This is a genomic window from Haladaptatus rarus (assembly GCF_054177585.1).
The window spans coordinates 80,720-104,368 of the sequence record NZ_JBPEHG010000010.1 but is presented as its reverse complement, the minus strand read 5'-3'; the positions used below and the strand labels follow the sequence as shown (position 1 = coordinate 104,368).

Genomic DNA, 23,649 nt, shown 5'->3' with positions numbered 1-23,649 from the left:
CCGAGAGGATGTCTACAAAAATTGGAATCTCGTCACACCGATATTGGGCCATCCAATCAAAACTGGTAGGTTACATCGGGTCGAAGATGAGGATATGAACCGAGAACGTGCCGCTGGGGGGAGCGAGACGTGAATCGACGAACAGCCGATATCGTCGTCGGCGTCCTCGTGGGGGGCGTTTTACTCGTCGGTGGAATCGGTAGCTGGCAGGCGTACCAGCAAAACCGCGCCCTAAGCGGAATGGGTACGATGATGGGAACGTCGATGGGTGGCGTCCACGGGACGAATCCGCTCTGGTACGCGTTCGGAACTCTCGTTCTGTCCGCTGTTATCGGGGGACTCTATCTGGTCGTTCGTGACGAGCTCACGACCACGTCCCCGGACGCTGATTCGACTACAGCAGACGGTACAGCGACCAGCGAACGACAAACGACAAGCGATCATCTGACCACCAACGACCAGCAAACGACCGGCGAACGGCGAGTGACCAGCAACCTGCCTGAATCTGGTGGTGTTCCCAGTGAGAGTGCCGACGTTGGTTCCCCTGTATCGACATCGGACGATGAGGTCGAATCGGAAACGCGACCGCGTGCGCGCGTCCTCGATCTGCTTCCCGAAGACGAGCGGCGCATCCTCGACCCTGTGCTCACGTCGCCCGGTTTGACCCAGATCGAGCTTCGAGACCGAGCTGACTTCTCGAAGAGCAAGGTAAGCCAGACGGTCAGCGACCTCGAAAAGCGTGGCCTGCTCTATCGAGAACGACAGGGACGTACCTATCGCGTCTATCCGAGTGACGACCTCCAACCGACGACCGAATCCTGACAATCGGTCCGTTTTCACTGCGAGAATCCGAATACGATGCTTCGGCTACTGTGGTGAATTTCCGGGGGATGAACGGTCGTGTTCGAGACGGACGTTGAGCTGGCTCTATAAACGCTCTCGAACGTTCTCCACTTCGGGTTCACAGCCACGGGAGTAAATCCACAGCTGTCCTCTCTCTAATCGAGGGATGACACCATGACCAACTACAACCTCGGACGCTGGCTCATCGTCGCACTCGCACTCGTCGGACTCGCGCTCGTCGCCCCGATGGTCAGTGCACACGGGAACGAAACGACTGCTGACGACGCACGCCCCGGTGCCGGACTTGCGGGTCACTGGGGTGGCTGGATGGACGGCCACATGGGTGCTGGCTCCATCGAATGGATGGAGTCCCACATGGGGATAACCATCGAAGAGATGGCCGAGAACAGGGGTAGCCACGGCAGGCGCGGGTCGGGACGCGGTTGCTAACGTCTCACCCACAGAGGAGTGTGCTTTTCTCGAACGACTGTCGATCCGCAGTACCACCGTTTATAAATGGCCGGTGATAGCCAAGGGAATTAATTTACCCTTGAAGTCGCTTGGTAGAGGTAGTCATACAGTGAGTATCAATGGGGCACTCGATAACAATCGCAGTGATAATCTGTGTCGCGTTCGCGTCGGTCGTTCCTGCGTCGGCTACGTTTCGCCCCGACGAGGCCCAATCACCGACAGAGAAAACGCTCACAGGTGGGTCACACTGCTATCGTAACGTATCGTATCGAGACGTTTCGTTCCCTGCTTTCGGTCAGGAAGCCACGAACCTGCGAATCGATGGCGCTGTCGCGGGATACCTCGATTCCGAGGGAGATTCCAACGATGCGTCGCTGACGATTCAGATCGCTCGATTCGACGCCGAGAAGGTGTGTCTGGAGTCGAATAGCTCGGACGGAACGAAGGGAATTCGACTCACGTTCCACCAGGCCGAGTTCGAGAACGCGACCGTTCGCGGCCCGAACGTCTTGGCAGAGCATGCGACCGCCGACTCCATCAGCTTCCACGTCTCCGAGCAGGTTGGCAGCCGACTCCTCTCGCAGTTCGAGAAGAGCAAGACCGGTGACGGAAGCCAAAACGAGACGACCGGCGGTGATGTGACCGACCCCGCCGAACGGCTTCCGGATGATATCAAGGATGGTGACGCCGGGTCACAGGTTCCGAACCAAACCGACGAAGTGGACAACCGAACCGACGGCCCCCGCGACAGCGTCGATAACACCACAGACGACGTGAAAGACGGTGCGGAAAACACGACGGACGACGTGAGAGATGGGGTGGATAACACGACAGACGATGCAAAAGATTCGGTGGACAATACGACCGATACCGTCGACGATACGACAGACGATGTGAAAGATGGTGTCGAGAACACGACCGACGACACGAAGGACATGGTCGAAGATACCACGAAAACGGTAAGCGACAGCGTAGACGACACGACCGACACCGTCGAAAACACCACCGATGACACGAAGGACACGGTCGACGACACTGCTGATGATACAAAAGATACGGTCGATAACACGACCGACGACACGACAACCGATGTCGAGGATACCACGAAAACCGTGAGTGACAGCGTAGACGACACGAAAGATACCGTCGACAGCACCACCGACGACACCACGACAACGACCACGACGAGTGTCGATACGTCCGTCGCTTCGACCGACACGACTACTACGTCCACTACGACCACGGACGACACGACAGACGGCGTGACGGAACTAACCAATCAGACGACGACCACGGAGACGACGAGTACCGATACTTCGACTGAAGACGGGAGCACGGACGGGACGACCACGACCGACGATGGCGGGGTCAGCCTGTCGAGACAGTTCTCGGCATCTGCACTCGCGTAAACGAGCTCGGTAGAACCGTTATCACCCTTTTCGACCCGAAGTCAGTGCCGCTACCCGTTCTGCGGCTTGAAGATGTCGGCGATACGACCGACGAACGAATTTCGAACGTCGGCGTCATCTGTAACCTCGTACTCCCGTTCGAGCGTTCCATTACGAAGGCTCAAGACCGCCATCCCGTCGCCAGCGACGAGATCGGAGATGTTCTCCCCGACGACCGACCCCGACGTGGTGACCAACGTCGCGCGCGCATCCACGTTCGATGCGACCGATCGCAGTTTCATCACGTCGTCCGCATCCGGTCGTTCGTGAACCGCAGCGACCACACGGTCGTTCAGCAGTTCGTCTTGCGCGAAGACGTGGACGGGAACCTCCTCGCCGTTCTGGTCGGTGACTGTCGTGTCGATCTCCGTCTTCAGCTTTCTATCCTCGAATATCTCGGCCACCTGCTGTCGTGCCGTTAGCTGGTCGGCGAGCCACTCGGCACCGCGGTCACTGAGATAGTACCGATACAGCACCCGCTCGATGGTCTCCAGCGGCGGAAACACGAAGTAACACTCCCGGCATCGAAGGCGGTGTTCCAGCGTCTCGAATATCTCTTCGCAGTCCTCGCAGACGTTCGCGGCGTCCGATTCGAGATGTTGCAACGAATCCAGTTCCGTCCGACATTCCGGGCAGATGGTGGTATCCGCTTCGACGAACTGCTCTCGGACACCTTCGTATCCGCAATCCGGATGCCGATACAGGTCTGTTCGAATCGTCTGCGGCGATTCACACGACGGACAGGCCGTCGTGTACTGCATCTCTTTCGTCTCACACCGTGGGCAGATGTACTGTTTCTCTTGGAATTCACGGTGGAGCAGTTCCCGTTCGGCGAGCGTCTCCAGCACGTCGAACGTCTCCCCGTCGCGTTCGTCGAGGAATTCATCTGCATCTGGATACGCGATTTCCCCCGATGCCCCGTGGAGTGCGGGCCGAATCTCGTCGAGCGAATCATCCCAAAGGGCAGTCAACAATCGAATCGTACCGGGCGAGGCCATGATGGCAACTAACACGGGTCGGCTATTTAACCATCACTCAAACAGTAATGATTAATTTATAAGCGTTCTTTGTAATCCCACTGAAACGTACTCGGAACTCCTATTTCAGCGATGACGAGATCAGAACGTCGCCGAATCCTCGGTCGCTGGAAGCACGAGCGTTGATGGTCGCTCGCTCGAATGGTAGAGTCGTGCGCCCGCCGATTCCCGCGACGGATAGAACCCGGCGTCCGTCGTCGCTACCGTGAACCGAAGTACGTCGCCCGCATCGAACCGACGTTGAACTGCCGTCATCTCGATGTCGGCGGTCTCGACGGTTCCCGGTTCGCCTTCGACCTTTATCGGCGTCACTTGATCACCGAGAAGGGTTGCACGACCGTCGTGACAGTGGACGAGTTTGGTAAACAGTCGCGTCTCCGGGCCGAGTGGTTCGACCTGTAATCGAAGTTCGGGCGTGCCGAGCGTTTCGAATCCTTCGACCAGCGGGAAGTCGAAGTTCGCCGCCGTTGCCTCGGTCAGGTCGCGGTTCTCAGGGAGCAGCTGGCTGGTCGAGGTCGGGGCGACGCTGTTCACGATGACCGTCGAATCCATCGCGCGCGCGTCACCGAGCGCGAACGTGCGCGTCGTCGCCCCGGTGGGAGGCATCGCATCCGCAGTCTGCCACTCTCCCGTCTGTGTCTCGTAGTACGTAACTGGTGGCAAGTTGGCGTTGCCATGGCCGCGGACGTGTGCTTCGACCCACTCCAGCGCCGCCGCGTCGATGTAATCTCGCTGTTTCGCTCCGGCAGTGTCGGTGGTGGTGTGGCCGCCCTGGAAGAAAAGGAGTCGAGTCGGCACGTCTCGCTCTCGGAGGGCGTCGTGCGTCCAGATGGCCTCGTTTGACGTGAAGAGCGTGTCCGGCCAACCGGAGACGAACAGGGCTGGCACGTCTATGTCGTCGAGTTTCGTCGTCGCCGACCGTGTTCGCAGGTACGCCTTCGACTCGTTCGAAAAGCGATTCGTCACGGTCGCTTCGGTCATCATCCGATGGAGTTTCGGGGACACGCCGTAACGCACGTCCTGCTTCCCAGATGTCCCGTCGCCGGACGTGAGACCCCGCGAACCGGTGACGCCGACGGCAAAGAGGAGAGACGCCCAACCAGCCTTGACGACGCCGTTCGGCGCGAGCGAGTAGACGAGGTCGTGCCACGCCCACCGCGGAACGATGGCGTCGAGGCGGTCGTCGCGGGCTGCGACGTTCAACTGGATGCCGCCAGCGTAAGAGAGACTGTCCATCCCGATCGCCGGATCGTCGGGGTCGTCGTTGGCCGTCTGGACGTTTTCCCGCCGGGCGAGCCACGTCACGAGTTCTTGAGCGTCTTCTACTTCCTTCGGCCCGTCGAGGCCGACTTCCCCTCCGGATTCGCCGAACCCGCGAGAATCGTAGGTCAACACCACGTAATCGTTTCTGGCGTATAGTTCCGCCATCCGCCGGACGTAGTCGGCATTTCGGTCTGCACCCCAGCCGTGAGTGAGCAACATCGCTGGATGTGGCCCCGACGCGGTCGGTTCGTAGAGGCTCCCGACGAGTGTCGTCTCGTCGAACGATTCGATCTCGACGTGGTCGGTGCGGTCGAACTCGTCGCCGGTGCTCGCCGCGGACGCGGTGGATGCGGTGACGCTGGTTCCGGTCGCTGCTGTGCTGGCGAGCAGTCCCTGAAGGACGGTTCTGCGGTCAAGGTCGGGGAATTGAGCGTATGCTGATGAATCGTCGTGCATATCGACAATCGAGAGCCGACGAGGAAGTCACCGACGCCGGTACTGACCAGTGGTTTTTGAGGGGGTTCGAGCGGATTACTTCTCCATCACCTGTCCGTAGACGACACCCAGCACGCCGCCGTACAGCATCCAGACGAGGATACCGAGGTCCAGGTTCGGAACCGGCGTCGGGACGCTCGTAACGTATCGTAACCAGAGTGGCAGCAAGAACACGTGAAAGCTGACCGCGAGTACGACTCCGTATGCGAGTCCTAAGTTAAACGCGGTCACCGTCAGTGCCGACCGCCGAAGGAGCGGCACGAGAAGCTTCTGGAGGAGTTCCTGCTGGCTCGACATCGTGATAACCTGCGTGACGAAGGAATTGACCGTCCGAGACAGGAACTCGACGAAGACGAGGGCAAACACGGCACTGACGACGATAAGGACGATCCAACCGACCGAGTAGCTCGCGCTCACCAAATCTCCGAACTCCGCGACCGCGACGTTACTGCCGGTCGCTTGGAGCAGGATACCGACGAGGAGCGCGCCAGCGACCGCCGCCAACGTCGCCGCATGCATCTCCTCTCTCGAGAGGGTCGTTCGCGACTGTAGTTGTACAGACATCGTTATTTGGTATCTGTTCACAACCGTCGATGAACCTACTGCACCGTTTGCACGGTCGTTTTTATCGGTGGGGAGCACTCGAACGTGACTTGCCGCTTTTCGTTCGGTTCGGGAAAACAGAGTGACGAGCTTGCACCTGTGGTCGCTTCCCTATCCGTCTCCGTGCCCGACGTGTCGCTCCCTAAGTCGCTTCTTGTCGGTCTTGCCGATGGCCGTCTGTGGTATCTGTTCGACGAACTCGACCGAGTCGGGACGTGCGTGTCGGGGCACTTTGTCTGCGAGGAACTCTCGGATGCCGGCGGGTTCGAGTTCCCCCTTCGCGTCGGGTTCCGCCTCGATGTACACCTTGACGAGTTCGCTGCCCGGTCGCTCGGGGTCTGGCACGCCGACGGTCGCGGGTCGTCGCACCTTCTCGTGACCGAACAGGATCTCGTCGACCTCCTCGGAGTACACCTTTAGACCGGAGACGTTGATCATGTCCTTGACGCGGTCGACGACGTAGAAGCGGCCCTGCTGGTCGACCCTGACTACGTCCCCCGTCGGCACGAATCCCTCGTCGTCGAAGGGCGACGATTCCGAATCGAGATAGCCGAGCATCCGCTGTGGCCCGTTCAGATACATCTCTCCCTCCAACCCCTCGTCGATCGCTCGTTCTATCGGAATCTCTTTGCCCGAGTCGATATCGATCAGTTTGACCTCGGTGTCGGGGACTGGCACACCGATGGTGGGCTGGTCGAGACTACCGAAATCGTCGGGGGTGGTGCCGAGCATCATCTCGTAAACACCGCGGATGTCGAAGTGAGTGATGGGAGACATCTCCGAAAGACCGTATCCCTGCGAGACACCGGTGCCGTGACTCTCGAACGACTCTTTCGTTTCGCTCGCCAGTGGCGCAGACCCGGAGATGCCGACGACGCTCGTATTGAGTTCTTCCTCGACGATGTCCATGAACTGCGTCGGCACACCAAACAACAACACCGGCCCGTGCTCGTCGATGAGATCGACCATCGCCTCGGTGTCGCGCGGGTCGGGCGCTAGCAGGACGGTGACTGGCAGATCGAGCAGGGAGTGGGTAACCGAGTAGCCGTAAGCGTGGTAGATCGGAAGCGCGAGAAGTGCGGACTCGCTTCCGCGAAGCATCGTCGCCAATTGCGACATGCTCGCGACTCCTTGCCGGGCGTTAGCGAGTACGTTCCGATGCGAGAGCAGACACCCCTTCGGTCGTCCGGTCGTCCCCCCGGTGAAGAGGATGGTGTGAACGTCGGATTCCACGTCGAATTCGACCTCCGGCGGGTTCCGATTCGTGGTCTCGATGACGTCCACGAACCACTCGGCGTCCCGAACCGGGTCGTGGGTTGGCGGGTCAGCCGAGTAGTCGTCGACCTCCGTGAGCAGGAGGTGGTCGATGTCGAGGTCGTCGTACAGGTCGAACAGAAGGTCGCTGTGTTCAGCATTTCCGATGAGAACCTGTGGATCCCCCTGTTCGAGTCGGTACGCGAGGTCGTCTTCGGCGTCGAGGAAGTCGTTCGGGATGTGGACGCCGCCCGCTCGCGTGATGGCGTGCTCGGCGACGATGAACTGGACGGACGTGGGAAGCACGGTTGCGACGCGGTCACCCTTTTCGACGCCTCGCTCTCGAAGTGCAGTCGCTAGCCGTTCGACGTGCTCGTACAGTTTCGGATACGTGACCGTGCGACCGCGCTGGACGACGCCAGCGTCGGGATAGTCGTTGGCCGATTCTTCGAGGATCTGATGTACCGGTATCTCCGGATACGGACGAAGCGATTCGGGGATACCGAAATCCTGGTACTCACGGAACCACGGCTTTCGCAGTTTCGATTCCGGCTGTGTCATGTGTTGGACTCTCTCAAGCCTCGCCTAAGCTGATGTGCCGCGCATAGACAGCTATTGAAGACAGCGAGAAAAGGACAGATCACCCAGAAAAATAGAACGGCATCAGACTCATCTCGATATAAAACGCCGTGCATCCGGCGAACAACCCACTTCCGGCCAGTTTCCGACGATACAGACGAGATGGATTTCGGACTCGATGGTAGAACTGCGCTCGTCACGGGCGGTGGCGGACGGATCGGCAGCGTCGATTGTGAAACGCTCGCGGCGGAGGGAGCCGAGGTCGTCGTCCTCGACGTCGATCTGGAGGCGGCCCAGACAGTCGTCGACGATATCAACGACGATGGCGGTGTCGCGGTCGCAGTCGAATGCGACCTCACCGACCGCGAGGACGTTACGGCGACCATCAGCGAGATAGAAGACGAGTTCGACGGAATCGACGTGCAGGTCAACAACGCTGGGATGGTCGATGCCCAGTCGAAACTCGAATCATACGACGACGACATCTGGGACCGCGACATGGAGGTGAACCTCACCGGGACGTACAACGTCACGCGGGAGGTCTTTCCCGCGATGTGCGAACGCGAGTGGGGTCGGATCATCACGATGAGTTCGATGGCTGGCTGGCAAGGCGGGTACGGCCAGTCGTCCTACGCCGCCACGAAGGCTGCACTCATCGGATTCGGAAAGACGCTCGCGCTCGAAGGTGCCCAACACGGCGTGACCTCGAACGTCCTCGCGCCGAGCATCGTCGTCGGTGCCCTGGCCGACCTGCCACTCGAACAGTTGAAGGAGGTCAACGAATACTTCGGGCGCATCGCGGAGGCGACGCCGATGCGCCAGTTGGGTCGGGAAGAGGACGTGGCGAATCTCGTCGCGTATCTCGCCAGTGAGCAAGCGAACTATATTACGGGACAGGTGGTCGGCGTCACTGGCGGTGTCGATCTCTTTTCGTTCTGAAGATTTCCCCGCCCCTATCGTTCGGCTTCCTCCTCGGCGTCGCTCAATCACCCGTCGAACTCGATCGAGGCCGCGTATTCCAGATATGGTGTCATCGCTTCGATCTCGCCGTCGAGTTCGACGTTCCCCGGATTCGGTTTGTACGTGATGATGCCTGCATCCGCGAGTTTCGGGAGGTGGACGTGATTTATGCTCGTCAACACGGCGTCGGTGTCGTCTTCGGGAACCTCCGAAACGGGAACGTCGGTTTCCCACGCGACGATCTGTTTCGCAAGTTCGGAAGGAGAGACTGAGTCCTCTTCACGGGTGAGATAGTACATGATGTACCGACGACGTGGATCACTCAACAGTGAGTACGCTTCGTCCACCCCATAGGTACGTTCGAGATTCATCATCGAAACTAACTGGCAGAGGCTATTAACACCTGCTTTGCAAACGACGAATATATTTGGGCATTCCAAATATATGTATGCTCAAGGTGGAAATCAAAAATGCTGTGGTGGTATAAATCGGTGATGTCGGTGATTGATTTCAGATACCCAAATCAGGGCGCATCATCACTTATCGTCAGCGAGTTGCGAAGCGTAGAAATGATCCCATGGTTGAAAATTCTGGTCTATGAGTATATCGGAGCTTACGATCTAAAGTCCGATCTCGTGTAATTCGTCGGTCACCTCTTCGATCTCGGTGGTGGTTCGTGCGACCACTTCGATGTGGACGTTCCGTTCTCCGGCCAACGTCTGACGGACGGTAACGACACCGTGCTCCTCGAGTGCTTGCTCTGCGAGGTCCGCACGCTCAGTGGGGTCAGCAGTACAGACGAACAGCACGCGGAGCGAGAGACCAGCACGTTCGTAATCGATATCTGGACGATATCCTCTAATCACGCCGGAGTCTTCGAGCTTCTCGATTCGGTTGCTGACCGTGGTCGCGGTGACGCCGACCTGTTCGCCGATGAAGGTATCCGTGTTTCCTCGGGCATTCAATTGCAGGAAGTGGAGGATACCACGGTCGACGTCGTCGATTGTGATGTCGTCCATGGTATCACATTCGCTGGCCAACTAATTGAGTTGATACGGTCGACCTGTCTTCGCTAGTTCATCCGACGTGTCTGATTATGTCCGAAAAGACATTTATGATTATTCTTCACAGTCATTGATATGCGGTACGTCAAGTTCGTTCTCATCCCAGACGAGGGTGGGTTGCATCCGATAGATGGTGCGTTCGCGGCAGAATCGTCTCTGACGCGCCAGTTTATCCACGAGATATCTCTGCTCAACGACGGGACGGCGATCACCATCTACCAGTTGTCGGGTGATGTCGACGTGGTGAAAGACATCCTCGCAGACCACGACGAGGTGGTGATGTCACACGTCTCACAGCCACGCGATAGCATCCACGTGTACGTCCAGTTCGAACCGAACGAGGTCATCGAGACCCTGCTAGAGATACCACGCGAACACGAACTCATCGTGGACACACCACTGGAGTTCACCGACCGTGGTGGCCTCCGACTCACTGTCATCGGTGAAGAGGAGATGGTTCGTCGAGCGATCCCGGAACTTCCGCCGTCGCTCCGCCCGAAGTTGGAACAGACCGGGGATTACAAACCGCAGAACGAACGGCTCTTCTCCGTGCTCACCGAGCGGCAACAGGAGATACTACAGACGGCGGTGGAGTTGGGATACTACTCGGTGCCGCGTCGCGTGACCCACGAAGAGTTGGCCAGCGAACTCGACTGCTCACCGAGTAACGTGGGCGAACTCCTTCGAAAGGTCGAGGCCGCCATTCTCACCGAGGTAACGCCACGGTAGCCCCTTTCTGACCTTTGCGTTCCGTCATGGTTTATAAACCCCTGTGTATACGACGAAGTAGACCCTTCGGTCTCTCGGTCAAATCGTCGTCTGTAGATGGCCCGGAGAAGCCTCGATGCAGTCGAGTCCGGCCATCGCAGGAGATAGTACGCATGACCGACGATCTGATACAGCGAATCGAAGCTGCGACGGAACAGTCCGACGAGGAACTCGAACGGGAGCTGCCGGAACTGCTCGACGAGATAGACGGGCGAGAACGAGAACTCGTCCGGGAACATCCAGTAGTGTTCGGTCGCGTCGTCGACCGGATGAAGACGCTGGACACTGCGGCGTTCGTCTCGGAGAACCCGGAGACGGCAGACCAGTTCCAGGAGCTACTCTGGGCCGGTGTCGAAGTGCTCGTCGAACAACAGCCGGAGGTGAAAGAACAAATAAATGACGACATCACCGTGAACTTCTCGGCGACCGACTGCCAGATGGACGGTCACCTCGAAGTGGACAAGGACGCACAGGTGATGCGCGGTGGGGCAGGCACCCTGGACGACCCGATGTTGGAGATCACGGGCCCAGCCGACACGCTCGTCGGATTGGTCACCGGGAAGGTCGACCCGATACAGGGATTCATGCAACAGCAGTACGAGATGGACGGTCCCGTCAACAAGGGGACGCGCCTCGCACCGGTCATCAACTCCGTCTCCCAGAACATCCCGAGTTGATGCGGTTGACCGACGAACAACGGGCGTTCCGCGAGGAACTTCGCCGGTATCTAGACGAGAACGTCGAACCGGTCGTCGACGAGGAAGACCAGGAGCCGTTCACCAGAGACGAACTGCTGTCGTACGTGGACGACCTCCGTGAGATCGGCGTCGGATTCGACCCCGAAACCGCGGGGTCGTACTTCGGCGACCTGCGACGCTACACCATCTGTTCCGAGGAGATGAGTCGCGTCTGGCCCAGTCTCAACGTTGCGCTGAACATGTCGTTTCCGTCGCTGTTCGTCCAGTTCGCGAGCGACGCCACACAGGAGGCGATGGGTTCGAAACTGGACGCGGGTGAGTGTATCGGCTGTCTTGCGGTGACCGAACCGGAAGGTGGAAGCGACACGGCCCGTCCCCGGACGACGGCGAGAAAGGAGGGCGACGAGTTCGTCATCGACGGGCAGAAGACGTGGGTCGGAAACGCACAGATCGCCGACGTGGCACTCGTGGTCGCACACGACGAGAGCACCGACTCGCAGGATATGTTCCTCGTCGATCAGGAGAATGCACCGTTCGAGACCGAAGTCATCAGCAAACTCGGCTGGAAGGCCGTGCCGAACGGTCGTATCTATCTGGACGGCGTGCGCGTCCCGGAAGACAATCGCCTCTCCACGATGTTCGAGAACGCCATCATGGAGGGAAAAGACATCTCGGATATCGTGCCGTTCCCCGAGAGCGTCACGCAGTTGTTCCTCGATCAGAAGCCACTGAACGCGACGTTCTCGTTCATGCGAACCGGAATGGCGTTCATGGCGGTCGGCATCATGCAGGCAGCGTTCGACGAGTCGCTGGCGTACGCGAAAGAGCGCGAAACGTTCGGCAAACCCATCGGGCAACACCAGTTGATCCAAGAGAAGCTCTACGACATCAAGTGTGCCCTCGAATCCTCCCGGTGTCTAGCCGAGCGCGTCGTCGAACTGCTCGAATCGGGTGACCCCGACGCGCGGATGATGTCCTCGCTTGCGAAGGGCTACGCCTGCGAGCAGTCTGTCGAAGCGACCTCCGACGCCATCCAGGTTCACGGTGCAGAGGGTCTCAAGACCGAGAATCGACTCGAACGCTACTACCGTGACGCCCGGACGATGCCGATTCCCGACGGCACTACCGAGATCCAGAAACTCATCGTCGGCAAGGAACTGACGGGGATGGCCGCCTACTGATGGAAAAGTCGCCTACCGATGGAGGAGTCATCTACCCTCCATCGTGGCAGTGTTCTGCGAATCTACGAGAACTCTTCTCTGGCGAACCTCGCGTCGATAGATGCCGCGAGCGACGTGAGTCGCTGTGCTGAATCCGAGTACTGGAGTATCTTCTGCATGTCGCCGTCGAGTTCGAACTTCCCGCTCATCAACCCCTGGATGATATCGGTGTCGCCTCGGATGAGTTCCTCCCAATCCTCGGTGTGTGCAGTGAGGTGAAACCCGTTGTCGACGGCGTCTGCCCCGGTTATCAGGTCGGAACCCGTACAGCGACCGTCTTCCAGTCCGAGGTAGGCGTACCCGGTGTAACCGTGTCCCACGTCGGTCATGTACTGGTCGAGTTCGTCTTCGAGGTACTCCGGCATCGACTCGACGTCGAGGGCATCGACCGGCATATCGGTCATCTCGAACACGATGTCGCCGTCGAATCCGACACCCCACCCTTCGCTCATCTCGTTGTACTCGTCGTCGTCGTTGATGACCTCCTCGTATCGGGAGAACCACGCTTGACTGGGGAAGTACAACGGATCTGGATTGTCACTGTCTGGCATACAAGCTCGTTGGATACGAACGTAGCGAACAGAATCAACGTTCTCCACCGTATCGGCGGCGCTTTATTAGCCCTGACGACGACTCGGCGTGCCGGTTCTCGACCCGTGGCGTCGGAATGTGGACGATGGTATGAGCGCGGCCGTTCAGTTCGATAATCGAGTCCTCGATGACGAATGCACCATCCTCTCATCACCACGCACTGCTGTAAATTGACAACAGAGTCGTTACTAGCCTTATCGTGCCAGAGATATCACGAAAGAGAACGGAACAACAGGGAAAAGACAGATTTGTTAGCTTAAAATAATTTTAACACTGTCCTATGAGTGGCGGGTACCGATGTCCAGAACCAAACGAACACCGGAGATTCCGCCGTCCATCCCGAAACTCGAAGCGGAACTCATCCGCGATGCGTACGAGACGACGCGAGCCGACAGTCGCGGAACAGGAACGAAACAAGATACAGAATCGGACGACGGGGCGGTCGTCTCCGAAACGGAGTCACGAGATTTCCACCACCGAATCCTCGATATCGGTCTCTCAGAAGAGACGCTCTCTGAACTCGGAATCGACCCAAAGAAGACGGAAAAGGAAGTTACTCGCCTCGATCTCTGAACACCGTAAGGGTCATTCGGCGGTCCACTCGCCCCAAGCCAGACTCATCGACCGCGTTCGGTGACGGTTACTGGTCGATGGTGGTGATAAGGACTTCGTCTGTGGCTTTCGCACCCTTGTCGTCGGTCACCTGGAGCACGACGCGATAATCTGCACATTCGGACAGTTCGAGCTTGGCGGTCTTTCCGCTCGTTTCGAACGAGCCGTCACCGTCGAGATCCCACAAGTATTCCACGATCTCGCCGTCTTCGTCGGTGGATTTGGACGCATCGAGGGAGACAGTTTCGCTACGCTTGAGCGACCCGTCGCTCACGTTACCAGGCGACGTCTGAATCCGCGCGACAGGAGGTTTGTTCTTCTCGTCGCCGGAGCCAGTATCTTCGTCGTCGCTATCCTTCTGTTCTTCTTCCTCTTTGTTCTGCTCGTCTTTCTCGTCGTCTTCTTCGTTCTTCTCGTCGTCCTGTTTCTCGTCTTTCTCCTCGTCGCTACCGTCACCGGAGGTGGTGAGGAGTTCTTCTTCGACGAGTTGTTGCGTGAGTTTCGAGTGCCACTTCACGCGCTTGCTGAGGGACGTATCCACGGCGGTGACCTCCGCGAGATAGGCACGCGCGCCAGCATCTCGGGCCACTTTGTGAACGAACAGATCGTTCGGCTCATTAGACGGCGAAGAGAATGCGTCGGTCGAGAACTCGTATCCGTCACGCGAGACGTAGTTCTCGTTTAGGTAGTCTGCCGTCGTCTTGGCTTCGCTGGCCGCTTCCTCTTCCCAATTATAGAAGATTGCCTGTCCGACACCGCCGATCATGTCTCCATCGTAGATGCCGACCGATTCATGCAGGTCAGCGACCACGTCGGGCTGGTACTTCTCGACGACACCCCAGATGGCGCGTGCGAGTTCCGTCTCCGGCTCCTCACCCACCGGGAACTGACGATTCAGGTCACCGCCATCGTCGGTTGTCCGGGCGTCCTCCTCGACTGCCTCGGCGTTCGCCTTCGGAATCGTCACCAGCGTCCCTCGCGCGATATCCCACTGAGCGATCTTCTCCGCGGCTTTGTATCCCGCTTCCTCGTTACCGTGCATCCCGCCGACGACGAGTGCAGTCGGCCCAGAACGACTCGCTTTCGTCACGTAGACGTCCGTCGCTTCGTCGGTTCCGCTCAACAGGGTGAACGAATCCCTCGAAACCGAAGTTGCTCCGCTCTCACCGCTCGTTTGTACTGCACCGAGTCCAAGGAGTCCTGCGCATCCGGCTGCCGTCAAGAACGTGCGTCGCGTTGTCATTGCTGCTCAGTTGGTCGTCGAAACACTGATTTATGTTTTTTTAATTTTATCCAAAAATAGATAGCAATATCATATAATTTCTTATATACATGGATATTTTATGATAGTGAAGAATGCATTGCTTTAAATATCTCATAAATTATTCTACTCGATACAGGATTAGACACCAAGCTATCGGATAGCGATGACTCTTGACATCCTCCCCGCCCTGAAGGGCGGGGCTTTCTCATCGACTTTTCGTAACCACCGACGACGAAAACCGAAGAGAGCGCGACGACGAACGGACGACGGTTCATACCTGTCGTACTCGTCGTTCGCTACTAATTGGTGGGAAGAGTGAAATAACCGTGTGACCGTTCGACTACTCTAGGGCGCTTCCGGCCTGGATCACGCGCTTTTCGCCGAACTTCGGACCGATGAACTGCACGCCGACCGGAAGCCCATCGGTGTCGGCAGCCGGTACCGAGATGGCGGGGAGGTTGGCGAGGTTCACGGGAACCGTGTTGGCGTCCGCGAGGTACATCTGGAGTGGGTCGTCCAGACTCTCGCCGAGTTCGAACGGCGGTGTCGGCATGGTCGGACTGGCGAGCACGTCCACGTCTTCGAAGGCGGAGTCGAAATCCTGTTTGACCCACGCCCGGGCATCCTGCGCTTTCTTGTAGTACTTATCGTGATACCCTGCCGAGAGCGCGTACGTTCCGAGCAGGATGCGGCGTTTCACTTCGTCACCGAAAGCCTCCTCGCGGGTCTCCGAGAACACTTCGTTCCAGTTGCCGTCGAAGCCGCCGGAGTGACCGTACCGGACGCCGTCGTAGCGTGCGAGGTTCGATGACGCCTCGCTCATGGCGATGACGTAGTAGGCTTCGACCGCGTGCTCGACGGATGGGAGCGAGACTTCGTGTACCGTCGCGCCCTGCGATTCGAGGTCGTCCATCGCGGCCCAGAACTGTTCGACGACGCCCTCGTCGGCACCCTCAACCAGTTCGGTGGGGACGCCCACGTCGAGTCCGGGCACGTCGCCGTCCGCTGCACTCGCGTAGTCTGCGTCTTCTCCTTCGTCTCGGGTCGTCGCGTCGTGTTCGTCCGGCCCGGCGATGACGTCGAGGAGTTCGGCTGCCTCCTCGACTGTTGGGGCGATGGGGCCGATCTGTTCGAGGCTGTTGGCGTAGGCGACCAGTCCGTATCGCGAGACGAGTCCGTAGGTCGGTTTGATGCCGACGACGCCGCAGAACGCGGCAGGACAGCGGATGGAACCCCCTGTGTCAGAGCCGAGCGCGATGTCTGCGTCGCCTGCTGCGACGGCAGCGGCGCTTCCGCCGGAAGAGCCCCCCGCAACGCGACCCTCGGCGACGGGGTTCTCTGTGGGACCGAACGCGGAGGTCTCGGTAGTCGTCCCCATCCCGAACTCGTCCATGTTGGCCTTGCCGACGATGGTCGCCCCTGCTTGTTTCAGCCTCGTGACGACAGTCGCGTCGTACGGCGGGACGTGGTCTTCGAGCATCGCGGAACCGCAGGTCGTCCGGACGCCCTCGGTGCTGATGTTGTCCTTGACGGCGACCGTCACCCCGGCGAGTAGGCCGTCTCCGTCGCCGTCGATGGTCTCCTCGGTGATGAATGCGTTGTGACTCATGAGACGTTCGGCCCTTTGAAGTAGCCGTCTTCCGATTCCGGTGCGTTCTTCAGTGCGTCTTGCTGGTCGAGACCGGCACGAACTTCGTCCTCACGCATGACGTTCACGAGATCTGGTTCGCGCTCGACCTCCGGTACCTCGTCCAGCGTCTCGAAGTAGCCCAGGATATCCGCGAACTGTTCGGCGAATCGCTCGGCTTCCTCGTCGGAGATACCGACACGGGCCAACCGCGCGATGTACCGAACCTCGTCGGGTCCAGGAGACGTATCGCTCATGTGTTGACGAACCCGCGGACGAGCGGTAAGAGTTTCGATACACCCTGCCGATTTGCCCATAAAGACGGATGAATCTCAGTCGTGCAAGAATTCCGAATACTGCATCGTTCCTCGGAAACCAGGGATGATTACGCTATTTCCTAATCGAGAAAATCACCAGGTTACCCACTGGACTTAAGTAGGTGGAAGTACTACAACATACGTCTATCGATTCTTCGAAATTCTGTCTCTCCCTGATAGCACGCGCCCATGACTGATACACGTACCCGACCGGACGCAGAAACGGAGACCAGTGGCGAGCGTACGGAAGCGCAAGCCGACGAGCAACAGCGATGTCCCGAATGTGGTGGCCAGCTCGTGACCGACGAAGAACGTGGGGAACGGGTGTGCGCCGATTGTGGTCTCGTGGTCGAAGAGGACGCCGTCGACCGTGGTCCCGAATGGCGAGCGTTCGACGCGACTGAACGCGACCAGAAATCGCGCGTCGGTGCCCCCACGACGACGATGATGCACGACAAGGGCCTCTCGACCAACATCGACTGGCGAGACCGTGACGCCTACGGAAACTCGCTCGGCTCGCGCCAGCGCGAGAAGATGCAGCGACTCCGCAAGTGGAACGAGCGGTTCCGCACGCGCGACTCCAAAGAGCGCAATCTCAAACAGGCGCTCGGCGAGATCGACCGGATGGCGAGCGCACTCGGCCTGCCGGACAGTGTTCGGGAGATGGCCAGCGTCATCTACCGCCGAGCTCTCGACGAGAATCTCCTTCCTGGACGCTCCATCGAAGGTGTCGCTACGGCGTCCCTGTACGCCGCTGCCCGACAGGCTCGAACCCCGCGTAGTCTAGACGAACTCACCGCCGTCTCGCGTGTCGAGAAGGACGAGATCGCCCGTACCTACCGCTACGTCGCCCGAGAACTCGGTCTGGAAATCGAACCAGCCGACCCGAAGAGCTACGTCCCCCGATTCGTCTCGGAACTCGAACTGTCCGATGAAACCGAACGACGTGCCCGATCACTGCTCGATTCGGCGACCGAACAGGGAATCCACAGCGGGAAATCGCCGGTCGGTCTCGCCGCTGCCGCCGTCTACGCCGCCGCGCTCCTGACGAACGAGAAAGTCACACAGAGCGAGGTGAGCGAGGTAGCCAACATCAGCGAGGTCACCATCCGCAACCGCTACCACGAACTGCTGGATGCCGAAGAGGGAACCGTCGCACCCTGACGAACCGTTCCACTCTCCACGGCCCTGCTGCTTTTCCCGTTGCGCAGAGACCGGCTTCGCAACTGAAAGACCGATTGCGCTACTGCGTACTATTCTGAGATCGCTTCGACTCCGACCGTAACACCGTTTTCAGCAGTTTCGCTTCGCCTTTCTGGAGATGCTCGGAGGCCGTGTTCGGTGCACAGCCCAGGCGCTCGCCCACGTCCTCGTGCGTGGCTTTCCGCGGCTGATCGTAGTACCCGAGTTCGAGGGCAGTCAGGACGGCTTCACGTTGACGTTCGCTGAGCTTCGAGGAAGGGGACTCACGATCGACGTCGTACTCGCCGACGGCGTGGATTTCGACATCGATACTCGGTGGAAGTTCCGCGACCATCGACTGGAGTTCCGATGCAGTTCCGACGATACGGGCGTGGACTTGCCCATCTCGGTAGACCACGGGCTTCACGACGACGGTGCCTGCACGTGTCAACACCGGAAAGACGGTTCGCAACAGTGGAATCTGCGAGATGCGAACTCGAACGAGCAAGTAGAAGCGACCATCCGTAATCCGGTTGATATCCGCTTCGAGGATTCCCGAAACGTCGTCTAGATCCGCTCGAAATCGGTCGAGGTTACCGTCGATCTCGAACAGGACGGTCGCAGAGCCTTCATCAGCCAGATTCCAGTTACACAGGCGCGTCTCGGTAACGTACGGCGCTCGGGCGAACAGGTGAAAGAGACGGGGTGCTCGATCCGGTTCCGGCGTACTCGTCAGCCGGAGGTATTTCATACGGAGAGGGTACCGAGGGGTCGGTATAAATCCCTCGACTATACCCGTCAGAAGGCGTATCGCCGGTTCGCTCCTTTACTTTCGTATGGAATCGGAAGAGATGCGCTCGATACGAACTGACGATCTCAGCCGCGAATTTGGGGATATCACCGCGATCGATGGGGTCACCCTCGATATCGAGGAGCCACAGATCATCGGCGTCGCTGGTCCGAACGGTTCGGGGAAGACGACGCTCATTCGAACCTTGCTCGGGACTCTCCGGCCTACTGCCGGATCGGTCGAGGTAAACGGCACAGATCCGCTGTCGTTCACTGGAGCGGATCGCGCGCAAATCGGCTACATGCCCCAGAACGAGGCGGTGTATCGTGATCTTACCGTCCGGGAGAACGTCGCCTTCTTCGCTCGACTCTACGGCGTCGATGACGTGGAGGATGCAGTCGACCGAGTGCTCGAATTCGTCGATCTGGGCAGTCGCCGAGATTCGCTCGTCGCAAATCTCTCGGGCGGGATGGTTCGCCGGACGAGTCTCGCCTGTTCGGTCGTCCATCGACCGAATCTGCTGTTTCTGGACGAACCGACGGTCGGTCTCGACCCGCAACTCCGGGCGACCATGTGGGACGGTTTTCGGGAACAACGCGACCGCGGAACCCTGATCGTCGTCTCGACCCACTACCTCGGCGAGGCGCGGTACTGTGACCGCGTTCTCTTCCTCCGAGACGGGCAGGTGCTTGCGTTCGACGCCCCCGAATCGTTCCTCGAAGCGACCGGAACCGAAACGCTAGACGACGCATTTCTCGCACTTCTCGACCGCGGCGTCAACGATGAGTCAGACTCCTTCGGCGAAGGATCCGATTCTGCGAGTGAAGAGGTGGCGTCATGAACGGTGCGATAACGGTATCGCGCCGTCTGCTGCTCGCACTCAGGAGCGACCGCCGAACCGTCGGTCTCGTGCTCGTCGTCCCTGCGTTCATCATCTACCTGCTCAGCGAGGTCTTTCCTCGTCCGGAGCCAGTCGCGCCGATACTGCTTGCTGTCTTCGTCTTCTTCCTCACGTACCTTCTCACCGCCGTCGGCTTTCTCCGTGAGCAGACCGCCGGAACACTAGAACGTATCCTCGTCTCGCCGATCTCGAGGGGAGAACTCGTTCTCGGATACGTCATCGGATTCGGCATCCTCGCGGCCGTCCAATCGGTCGTCCTGTTGGGTGCCAGCGTCTACTTCCTCGACGTGGAGTTCGCTCACGGGGTCGGTCTCTTCTTCGTCCTCGAACTGCTCGGCGCACTGACGGCACTCGGAATCGGTATCCTTCTCTCCCTGTTCGCCGAGAACGAGTTTCAGGCCCTCCAGTTCATTCCGGTGGTCATCTCGCCACAGATCATCCTCGGCGGAACCTTCAGACCGGTCGAGGAACTCCCGACCTATCTCGAACTGCCCGCACGAGTGATGCCGATCACCTACCTCATCGACGGGATGGAGTACGTCGTCCTCGACCGCGGGAGCGTCGAAGACCTGTGGGTAGCGATCGGTGTCCTCGCGGTCCTGACGCTCGTTTCGATCGCGGCAGCCGCCATGGCGGTTCGACGCGCAGACTGAATCCTCGCTCGGTGACGCTACTCATCTGTCCTCCGCCCCGTCTATCCGCCCATCCATCCACACGCCCACCAACTCGACCGTAAGCAGCAAGTACCGCCTCCGCGCCGTACCACCATGGAGACGACGCGACATTTCACGGCGACGACGTTCGTCGTCCACGACGGCGATTGTCTGCTTCACGAGCACGACAGACTCGACATGTGGCTCCCACCCGGTGGTCACCTCGATCGTGACGAACTGCCCCGTGAGGCCGCGCTTCGGGAAGTCAGAGAGGAGACAGGGCTGGACGTCACCCTCCTCGAACCGGAGACGAGTGTGACTGCCGATTTCGGGCGGGAGCTATCGCCCGCAGAGCACACCATGCTTTACGACATCGATACCATCGATGGAGAGGTCGCCCACCAGCACATCGACTTCATCTACTACGGTGAGGCGGCAGACAGGAATCTCACACCAGACGATGGGGAGACGAACGAAGACGGATGGCGATGGTTCACGCCGGACGAACTGCGGGGACGCGACGGGCTGACCGAGGAGGTCGTGTCGCTCGGTGTCGAAGCGATCGAGCGCGTCGAATCGCGGCGCTAAGGCGGTTTAGGCGGTGTATAATAAGGGAGGTACGGTGGATTTTCGATTCCATGAGTATCATCGACCGGATACAACGACATTTCGGCGACAGTGACGACGAACGTCGACCCACCTACGTCTGCACTGGCTGTGGAAAGGCGTTCGAGACGGAGCAAACGCGCTGTCCCGATTGCGGAAGCGAACAGATCGTGACGGCAGGACAGTGACAGAGACAACATCTGTCAGCAATCCTTTCCTGCCTATTCCCACGACACCATCTGGAGGAGGGAAACCTAATATCCGGTTTTTGCGACGTTTCACGTGCGATTAGCCGGTGTATAATAATACCTATTCTCCGCGTCGAACTATCAGAAATAAGATTTGTCAGCCGAGTCGGTCTGACGTTTGGGCGGACGGAGCCGGCGCGGTTCGAGTGCCAGGCCTGTGGGACGGGCTACGAACTCGACCGACAGGAGTGTTCCGAGTGTGGTGGCTACTGCATCGAGTACTGTGACTCGTGGCTCGAACAGGAACTCGAAGTACAGTCGCTCCAGAATCGGACGTACTGAATTCACTCGGTACTGAAACCCGAGACGGATACGTCGAGCGAGCTACTCCAAGCGCGAGCGAACGTACTTCGTCACGTGGTCGTCCATCCGCCGTTTGTATCCTGCCTGCCGTGCGAGTCGGTCGAGTTCTCGCGCGACGAGACTTCCGTACTGCACCGCTTTCTTGTCCCGAGTCGCCACCCCGTCGGGGACGAACGACCGAGCGGCCTCCCTGAACGCCCATTTTCTGACGCCCTCGTCCGAGACGAGCATGTGGCCGGGAAGCCGGAGCGCCACCCGAACCACCCGGTCGTCCAGCAACGGTGCGACCGGTTCGACACCTGCGGCCCGAAGCGCGAGCACGTCGCGCGTCAACTGCTCGGGGAGGGTTCGAATCGTCTCGCGGGCCGCATCCCGCACCGTCTCAGCCTCGACGCGGTGGTCTGCGCGGGCAACTTTCTCGTAGCCGCCGAACAGTTCGTCCGCGCCCTGCCCGACCGCGAGTCGGTGGGAGCCGTCTTCCCGTGCTCGTTCGGCGGTCAGATACAGCGGCAGCGCGATCTGGACGTCCATCGCGTTCGTTCGCCCGATGGCTCGGGCCACCTCGGGGACGGCGCGTTCGATGTCATCGTGTGTGATCTCGACCACTCGAACCGCACGATTCATCCGTTCTGCCGCGGTTCGAGCGGCTTCCACGTCGTGACTGTCGGGGAACCCCGCCACGTACAGCGGACTGTCGAGTGCGCTGGCGACGACTGCCGAATCGACGCCCCCGGAGAACGCCACAGCGAGGTCGTCGGTTGCGACACCGGCGAGACTCGTTTCGATGGCGTCTCTGACGGTCGTGACGGCATCTGATTCATCCTCGAAAACTGCCGGGTCGGGGAGTTCCCAGAGTCGTTCGTCGCCGTCCTGCGTGCGGGCGTGACCTGCCGGAACCGGGTCGGGGTCGCCCAGGTCGGTCGGGTCGAAACTCCACGTCGTCGCGTCGTCGGATTCGGAAAACAGTGGATACCGTCCGAGAACGTCCCGGACGAGTCGGCCATCGAGTTCGCCAGCGAATCCCCGCGTTCCCGGCAGTGGCTCACCCATGTCGATAGCCCGGCGAACGAGATCCGATGACGCGCCTTCCATCAGCCGAGGAACTGCGCAACGCGGTTGATCACTCGTCGTTTCGCGCCCCCCGCGGCCTGCCGGAAGCTGATGCGCCACGGGGTTCGTTTCCCCTGGATATCGGTTCGTCCATCGGCGATGGCGTCGAGGATCGACTGGGTGTTACGGGCGGCATCGATCCTCGTCACGGCCTGACCGACCATCTCGCTGATGTGGGCGTCGCTTCCTGCAGTCATCGGTATCTGGTGTCGCCGCGCGAACGACTTCGCCCGACGGTTGCCTCGACCGGTCAGCAGGCGAGAGTTGTACACCTCGATGGCATCCGCTTTGGTGAGTTCTCCTCGGTCGATGTTCGCGGCAACGCCACTTCGGGATTTCTGGAAGGGGTGGGGAACGACGGCGACGCCGCCCTGTTCGCGGATTCGGTCGAGTGTTTCTCCGAACGACAGGCCCGGTGGGACGCGCTCCTGGACACCGAGACCCAGAACGTGCCCATCGCGCGTGGTTACCTCCATGCCGGGGATGCCGACCAGCCCATATTCGGGGGCGAGTTCTGCAGCTTCGAGACTCGCCTCTATCTTGTCGTGGTCGGTGATGGCGATGGCGTCGAGTCCGACTGCCTTCGCCTGTTCCAAGATCAGGTCTACCGGGTCACGGCCATCGTGAGAGAGTGCCGAATGACAATGCAACTCGACCGAAAGCACAGGTGGGGGTTGGGAGGGTGGGGGGAAAAACGACTCGGTCTACGGCGGTAAGCGGTCGAAATAGGAGACGTCCCGGG

The 23,649-nt window shown here is 59.5% G+C and carries 26 protein-coding genes; 13 read left to right on the top strand and 13 right to left on the bottom strand.

Annotation, left to right across the window (positions count from 1 at the left end; all coding sequences use genetic code 11):
• The first annotated feature begins 129 nt into the window (after positions 1-129).
• From ACR3FE_RS19265 to ACR3FE_RS19255, 3 genes are all read left to right on the top strand, one after another.
• Positions 130-822, top strand: a complete 693-nt coding sequence (locus tag ACR3FE_RS19265; RefSeq protein ID WP_458209115.1) for a helix-turn-helix transcriptional regulator — start codon at positions 130-132, stop codon at positions 820-822.
• 195 nt (positions 823-1,017) lie between these two features.
• Entirely contained in the window at positions 1,018-1,293 is a 276-nt protein-coding gene (locus ACR3FE_RS19260) for a hypothetical protein (protein ID WP_458209114.1), read from the top strand.
• Between the two features lie 140 nt (positions 1,294-1,433).
• Positions 1,434-2,723 carry a hypothetical protein gene (locus ACR3FE_RS19255; RefSeq protein WP_458209112.1) on the top strand — a complete coding sequence of 430 codons (1,290 nt, stop codon included), beginning with the start codon at positions 1,434-1,436 and terminating at the stop codon, positions 2,721-2,723.
• Positions 2,724-2,773: 50 nt separating this feature from the next.
• On the opposite strand, the gene ACR3FE_RS19250 is transcribed toward ACR3FE_RS19255, so the two are convergent.
• The 4 genes from ACR3FE_RS19250 to ACR3FE_RS19235 all read right to left on the bottom strand — a co-directional run bounded on the left by ACR3FE_RS19250 (position 2,774) and on the right by ACR3FE_RS19235 (position 7,975).
• Positions 2,774-3,760 carry a TackOD1 domain-containing metal-binding protein gene (locus ACR3FE_RS19250; protein ID WP_458209111.1) on the bottom strand — a complete coding sequence of 329 codons (987 nt, stop codon included), beginning with the start codon at positions 3,758-3,760 and terminating at the stop codon, positions 2,774-2,776.
• A 120-nt stretch (positions 3,761-3,880) separates the two neighbouring features.
• On the bottom strand, positions 3,881-5,518 hold the full coding sequence (locus ACR3FE_RS19245; protein ID WP_458209110.1) for a CocE/NonD family hydrolase: 1,638 nt from the start codon (positions 5,516-5,518) through the stop codon (positions 3,881-3,883).
• 75 nt (positions 5,519-5,593) lie between these two features.
• Complete coding sequence (locus ACR3FE_RS19240) at positions 5,594-6,121, bottom strand: hypothetical protein (protein ID WP_458209109.1); 528 nt, start codon at positions 6,119-6,121, stop codon at positions 5,594-5,596.
• Positions 6,122-6,271: 150 nt separating this feature from the next.
• A complete protein-coding gene (locus ACR3FE_RS19235; RefSeq protein ID WP_458209108.1) occupies positions 6,272-7,975 on the bottom strand; it encodes a class I adenylate-forming enzyme family protein in 1,704 nt (567 codons plus the stop codon).
• A gap of 180 nt (positions 7,976-8,155) precedes the next feature.
• On the opposite strand from ACR3FE_RS19235, the gene ACR3FE_RS19230 reads away from it, so the two are divergent.
• Positions 8,156-8,932 (top strand): SDR family NAD(P)-dependent oxidoreductase, encoded by a 777-nt coding sequence (locus ACR3FE_RS19230; RefSeq protein ID WP_458209107.1) that lies wholly within the window; start codon positions 8,156-8,158, stop codon positions 8,930-8,932.
• A gap of 47 nt (positions 8,933-8,979) precedes the next feature.
• Here ACR3FE_RS19230 and ACR3FE_RS19225 read toward each other — a convergent pair whose 3' ends face one another.
• Together ACR3FE_RS19225 and ACR3FE_RS19220 are read right to left on the bottom strand one after the other, a co-directional pair.
• Positions 8,980-9,324, bottom strand: a complete 345-nt coding sequence (locus ACR3FE_RS19225; RefSeq protein ID WP_458209106.1) for a DUF7344 domain-containing protein — start codon at positions 9,322-9,324, stop codon at positions 8,980-8,982.
• 249 nt (positions 9,325-9,573) lie between these two features.
• On the bottom strand, positions 9,574-9,972 hold the full coding sequence (locus ACR3FE_RS19220) for an Lrp/AsnC family transcriptional regulator (RefSeq protein WP_458209104.1): 399 nt from the start codon (positions 9,970-9,972) through the stop codon (positions 9,574-9,576).
• 120 nt (positions 9,973-10,092) lie between these two features.
• Between ACR3FE_RS19220 and ACR3FE_RS19215 the strand changes: the two genes are divergently transcribed.
• The 3 genes from ACR3FE_RS19215 to ACR3FE_RS19205 all read left to right on the top strand — a co-directional run bounded on the left by ACR3FE_RS19215 (position 10,093) and on the right by ACR3FE_RS19205 (position 12,664).
• Positions 10,093-10,746 carry a helix-turn-helix domain-containing protein gene (locus ACR3FE_RS19215; protein ID WP_458209102.1) on the top strand — a complete coding sequence of 218 codons (654 nt, stop codon included), beginning with the start codon at positions 10,093-10,095 and terminating at the stop codon, positions 10,744-10,746.
• 152 nt (positions 10,747-10,898) lie between these two features.
• Positions 10,899-11,462, top strand: coding sequence for an SCP2 sterol-binding domain-containing protein (locus ACR3FE_RS19210; RefSeq protein ID WP_458209101.1), 564 nt, complete (start codon positions 10,899-10,901; stop codon positions 11,460-11,462).
• Positions 11,462-12,664, top strand: a complete 1,203-nt coding sequence (locus tag ACR3FE_RS19205; RefSeq protein WP_458209099.1) for an acyl-CoA dehydrogenase family protein — start codon at positions 11,462-11,464, stop codon at positions 12,662-12,664. The genes ACR3FE_RS19210 and ACR3FE_RS19205 overlap by 1 nt, the downstream gene beginning before the upstream one ends.
• A gap of 62 nt (positions 12,665-12,726) precedes the next feature.
• On the opposite strand, the gene ACR3FE_RS19200 is transcribed toward ACR3FE_RS19205, so the two are convergent.
• On the bottom strand, positions 12,727-13,254 hold the full coding sequence (locus tag ACR3FE_RS19200; protein WP_458209097.1) for an SCP2 sterol-binding domain-containing protein: 528 nt from the start codon (positions 13,252-13,254) through the stop codon (positions 12,727-12,729).
• A gap of 337 nt (positions 13,255-13,591) precedes the next feature.
• Between ACR3FE_RS19200 and ACR3FE_RS19195 the strand changes: the two genes are divergently transcribed.
• Positions 13,592-13,867, top strand: a complete 276-nt coding sequence (locus ACR3FE_RS19195) for a hypothetical protein (protein ID WP_458209096.1) — start codon at positions 13,592-13,594, stop codon at positions 13,865-13,867.
• Between the two features lie 67 nt (positions 13,868-13,934).
• Here the strand turns inward: ACR3FE_RS19195 and ACR3FE_RS19190 are convergent, their stop codons facing one another.
• From ACR3FE_RS19190 to gatC, 3 genes are all read right to left on the bottom strand, one after another.
• Positions 13,935-15,149, bottom strand: coding sequence for a PKD domain-containing protein (locus tag ACR3FE_RS19190; RefSeq protein WP_458209095.1), 1,215 nt, complete (start codon positions 15,147-15,149; stop codon positions 13,935-13,937).
• Between the two features lie 361 nt (positions 15,150-15,510).
• On the bottom strand, positions 15,511-16,779 hold the full coding sequence (gene gatA / locus ACR3FE_RS19185; RefSeq protein ID WP_458209094.1) for an Asp-tRNA(Asn)/Glu-tRNA(Gln) amidotransferase subunit GatA: 1,269 nt from the start codon (positions 16,777-16,779) through the stop codon (positions 15,511-15,513).
• Positions 16,776-17,054 carry an Asp-tRNA(Asn)/Glu-tRNA(Gln) amidotransferase subunit GatC gene (gatC, locus tag ACR3FE_RS19180; RefSeq protein WP_458209092.1) on the bottom strand — a complete coding sequence of 93 codons (279 nt, stop codon included), beginning with the start codon at positions 17,052-17,054 and terminating at the stop codon, positions 16,776-16,778. Before gatC ends, gatA begins: the two co-directional genes overlap by 4 nt.
• 249 nt (positions 17,055-17,303) lie before the next feature.
• Here gatC and ACR3FE_RS19175 point away from each other — a divergent pair, with 249 nt between their 5' ends.
• A complete protein-coding gene (locus ACR3FE_RS19175; protein ID WP_458209090.1) occupies positions 17,304-18,278 on the top strand; it encodes a transcription initiation factor IIB in 975 nt (324 codons plus the stop codon).
• 79 nt (positions 18,279-18,357) lie between these two features.
• On the opposite strand, the gene ACR3FE_RS19170 is transcribed toward ACR3FE_RS19175, so the two are convergent.
• On the bottom strand, positions 18,358-19,047 hold the full coding sequence (locus ACR3FE_RS19170; protein WP_458209089.1) for a helix-turn-helix domain-containing protein: 690 nt from the start codon (positions 19,045-19,047) through the stop codon (positions 18,358-18,360).
• A gap of 85 nt (positions 19,048-19,132) precedes the next feature.
• Between ACR3FE_RS19170 and ACR3FE_RS19165 the strand changes: the two genes are divergently transcribed.
• From ACR3FE_RS19165 to ACR3FE_RS19150, 4 genes are all read left to right on the top strand, one after another.
• Positions 19,133-19,927, top strand: coding sequence for an ABC transporter ATP-binding protein (locus ACR3FE_RS19165; protein WP_458209088.1), 795 nt, complete (start codon positions 19,133-19,135; stop codon positions 19,925-19,927).
• Positions 19,924-20,640: an ABC transporter permease gene (locus tag ACR3FE_RS19160; protein ID WP_458209086.1), complete on the top strand. Its 717-nt coding sequence runs from the start codon at positions 19,924-19,926 to the stop codon at positions 20,638-20,640. Before ACR3FE_RS19165 ends, ACR3FE_RS19160 begins: the two co-directional genes overlap by 4 nt.
• 114 nt (positions 20,641-20,754) lie before the next feature.
• Complete coding sequence (locus tag ACR3FE_RS19155) at positions 20,755-21,228, top strand: NUDIX hydrolase (protein WP_458209085.1); 474 nt, start codon at positions 20,755-20,757, stop codon at positions 21,226-21,228.
• 50 nt (positions 21,229-21,278) lie between these two features.
• Positions 21,279-21,434 carry a hypothetical protein gene (locus ACR3FE_RS19150; RefSeq protein ID WP_458209084.1) on the top strand — a complete coding sequence of 52 codons (156 nt, stop codon included), beginning with the start codon at positions 21,279-21,281 and terminating at the stop codon, positions 21,432-21,434.
• A gap of 384 nt (positions 21,435-21,818) precedes the next feature.
• Here ACR3FE_RS19150 and ACR3FE_RS19145 read toward each other — a convergent pair whose 3' ends face one another.
• Together ACR3FE_RS19145 and ACR3FE_RS19140 are read right to left on the bottom strand one after the other, a co-directional pair.
• A complete protein-coding gene (locus ACR3FE_RS19145; RefSeq protein ID WP_458209082.1) occupies positions 21,819-22,889 on the bottom strand; it encodes an asparagine synthase C-terminal domain-containing protein in 1,071 nt (356 codons plus the stop codon).
• On the bottom strand, positions 22,889-23,572 hold the full coding sequence (locus ACR3FE_RS19140; protein WP_458209081.1) for a PHP domain-containing protein: 684 nt from the start codon (positions 23,570-23,572) through the stop codon (positions 22,889-22,891). Before ACR3FE_RS19140 ends, ACR3FE_RS19145 begins: the two co-directional genes overlap by 1 nt.
• Positions 23,573-23,649 lie beyond the last annotated feature (77 nt).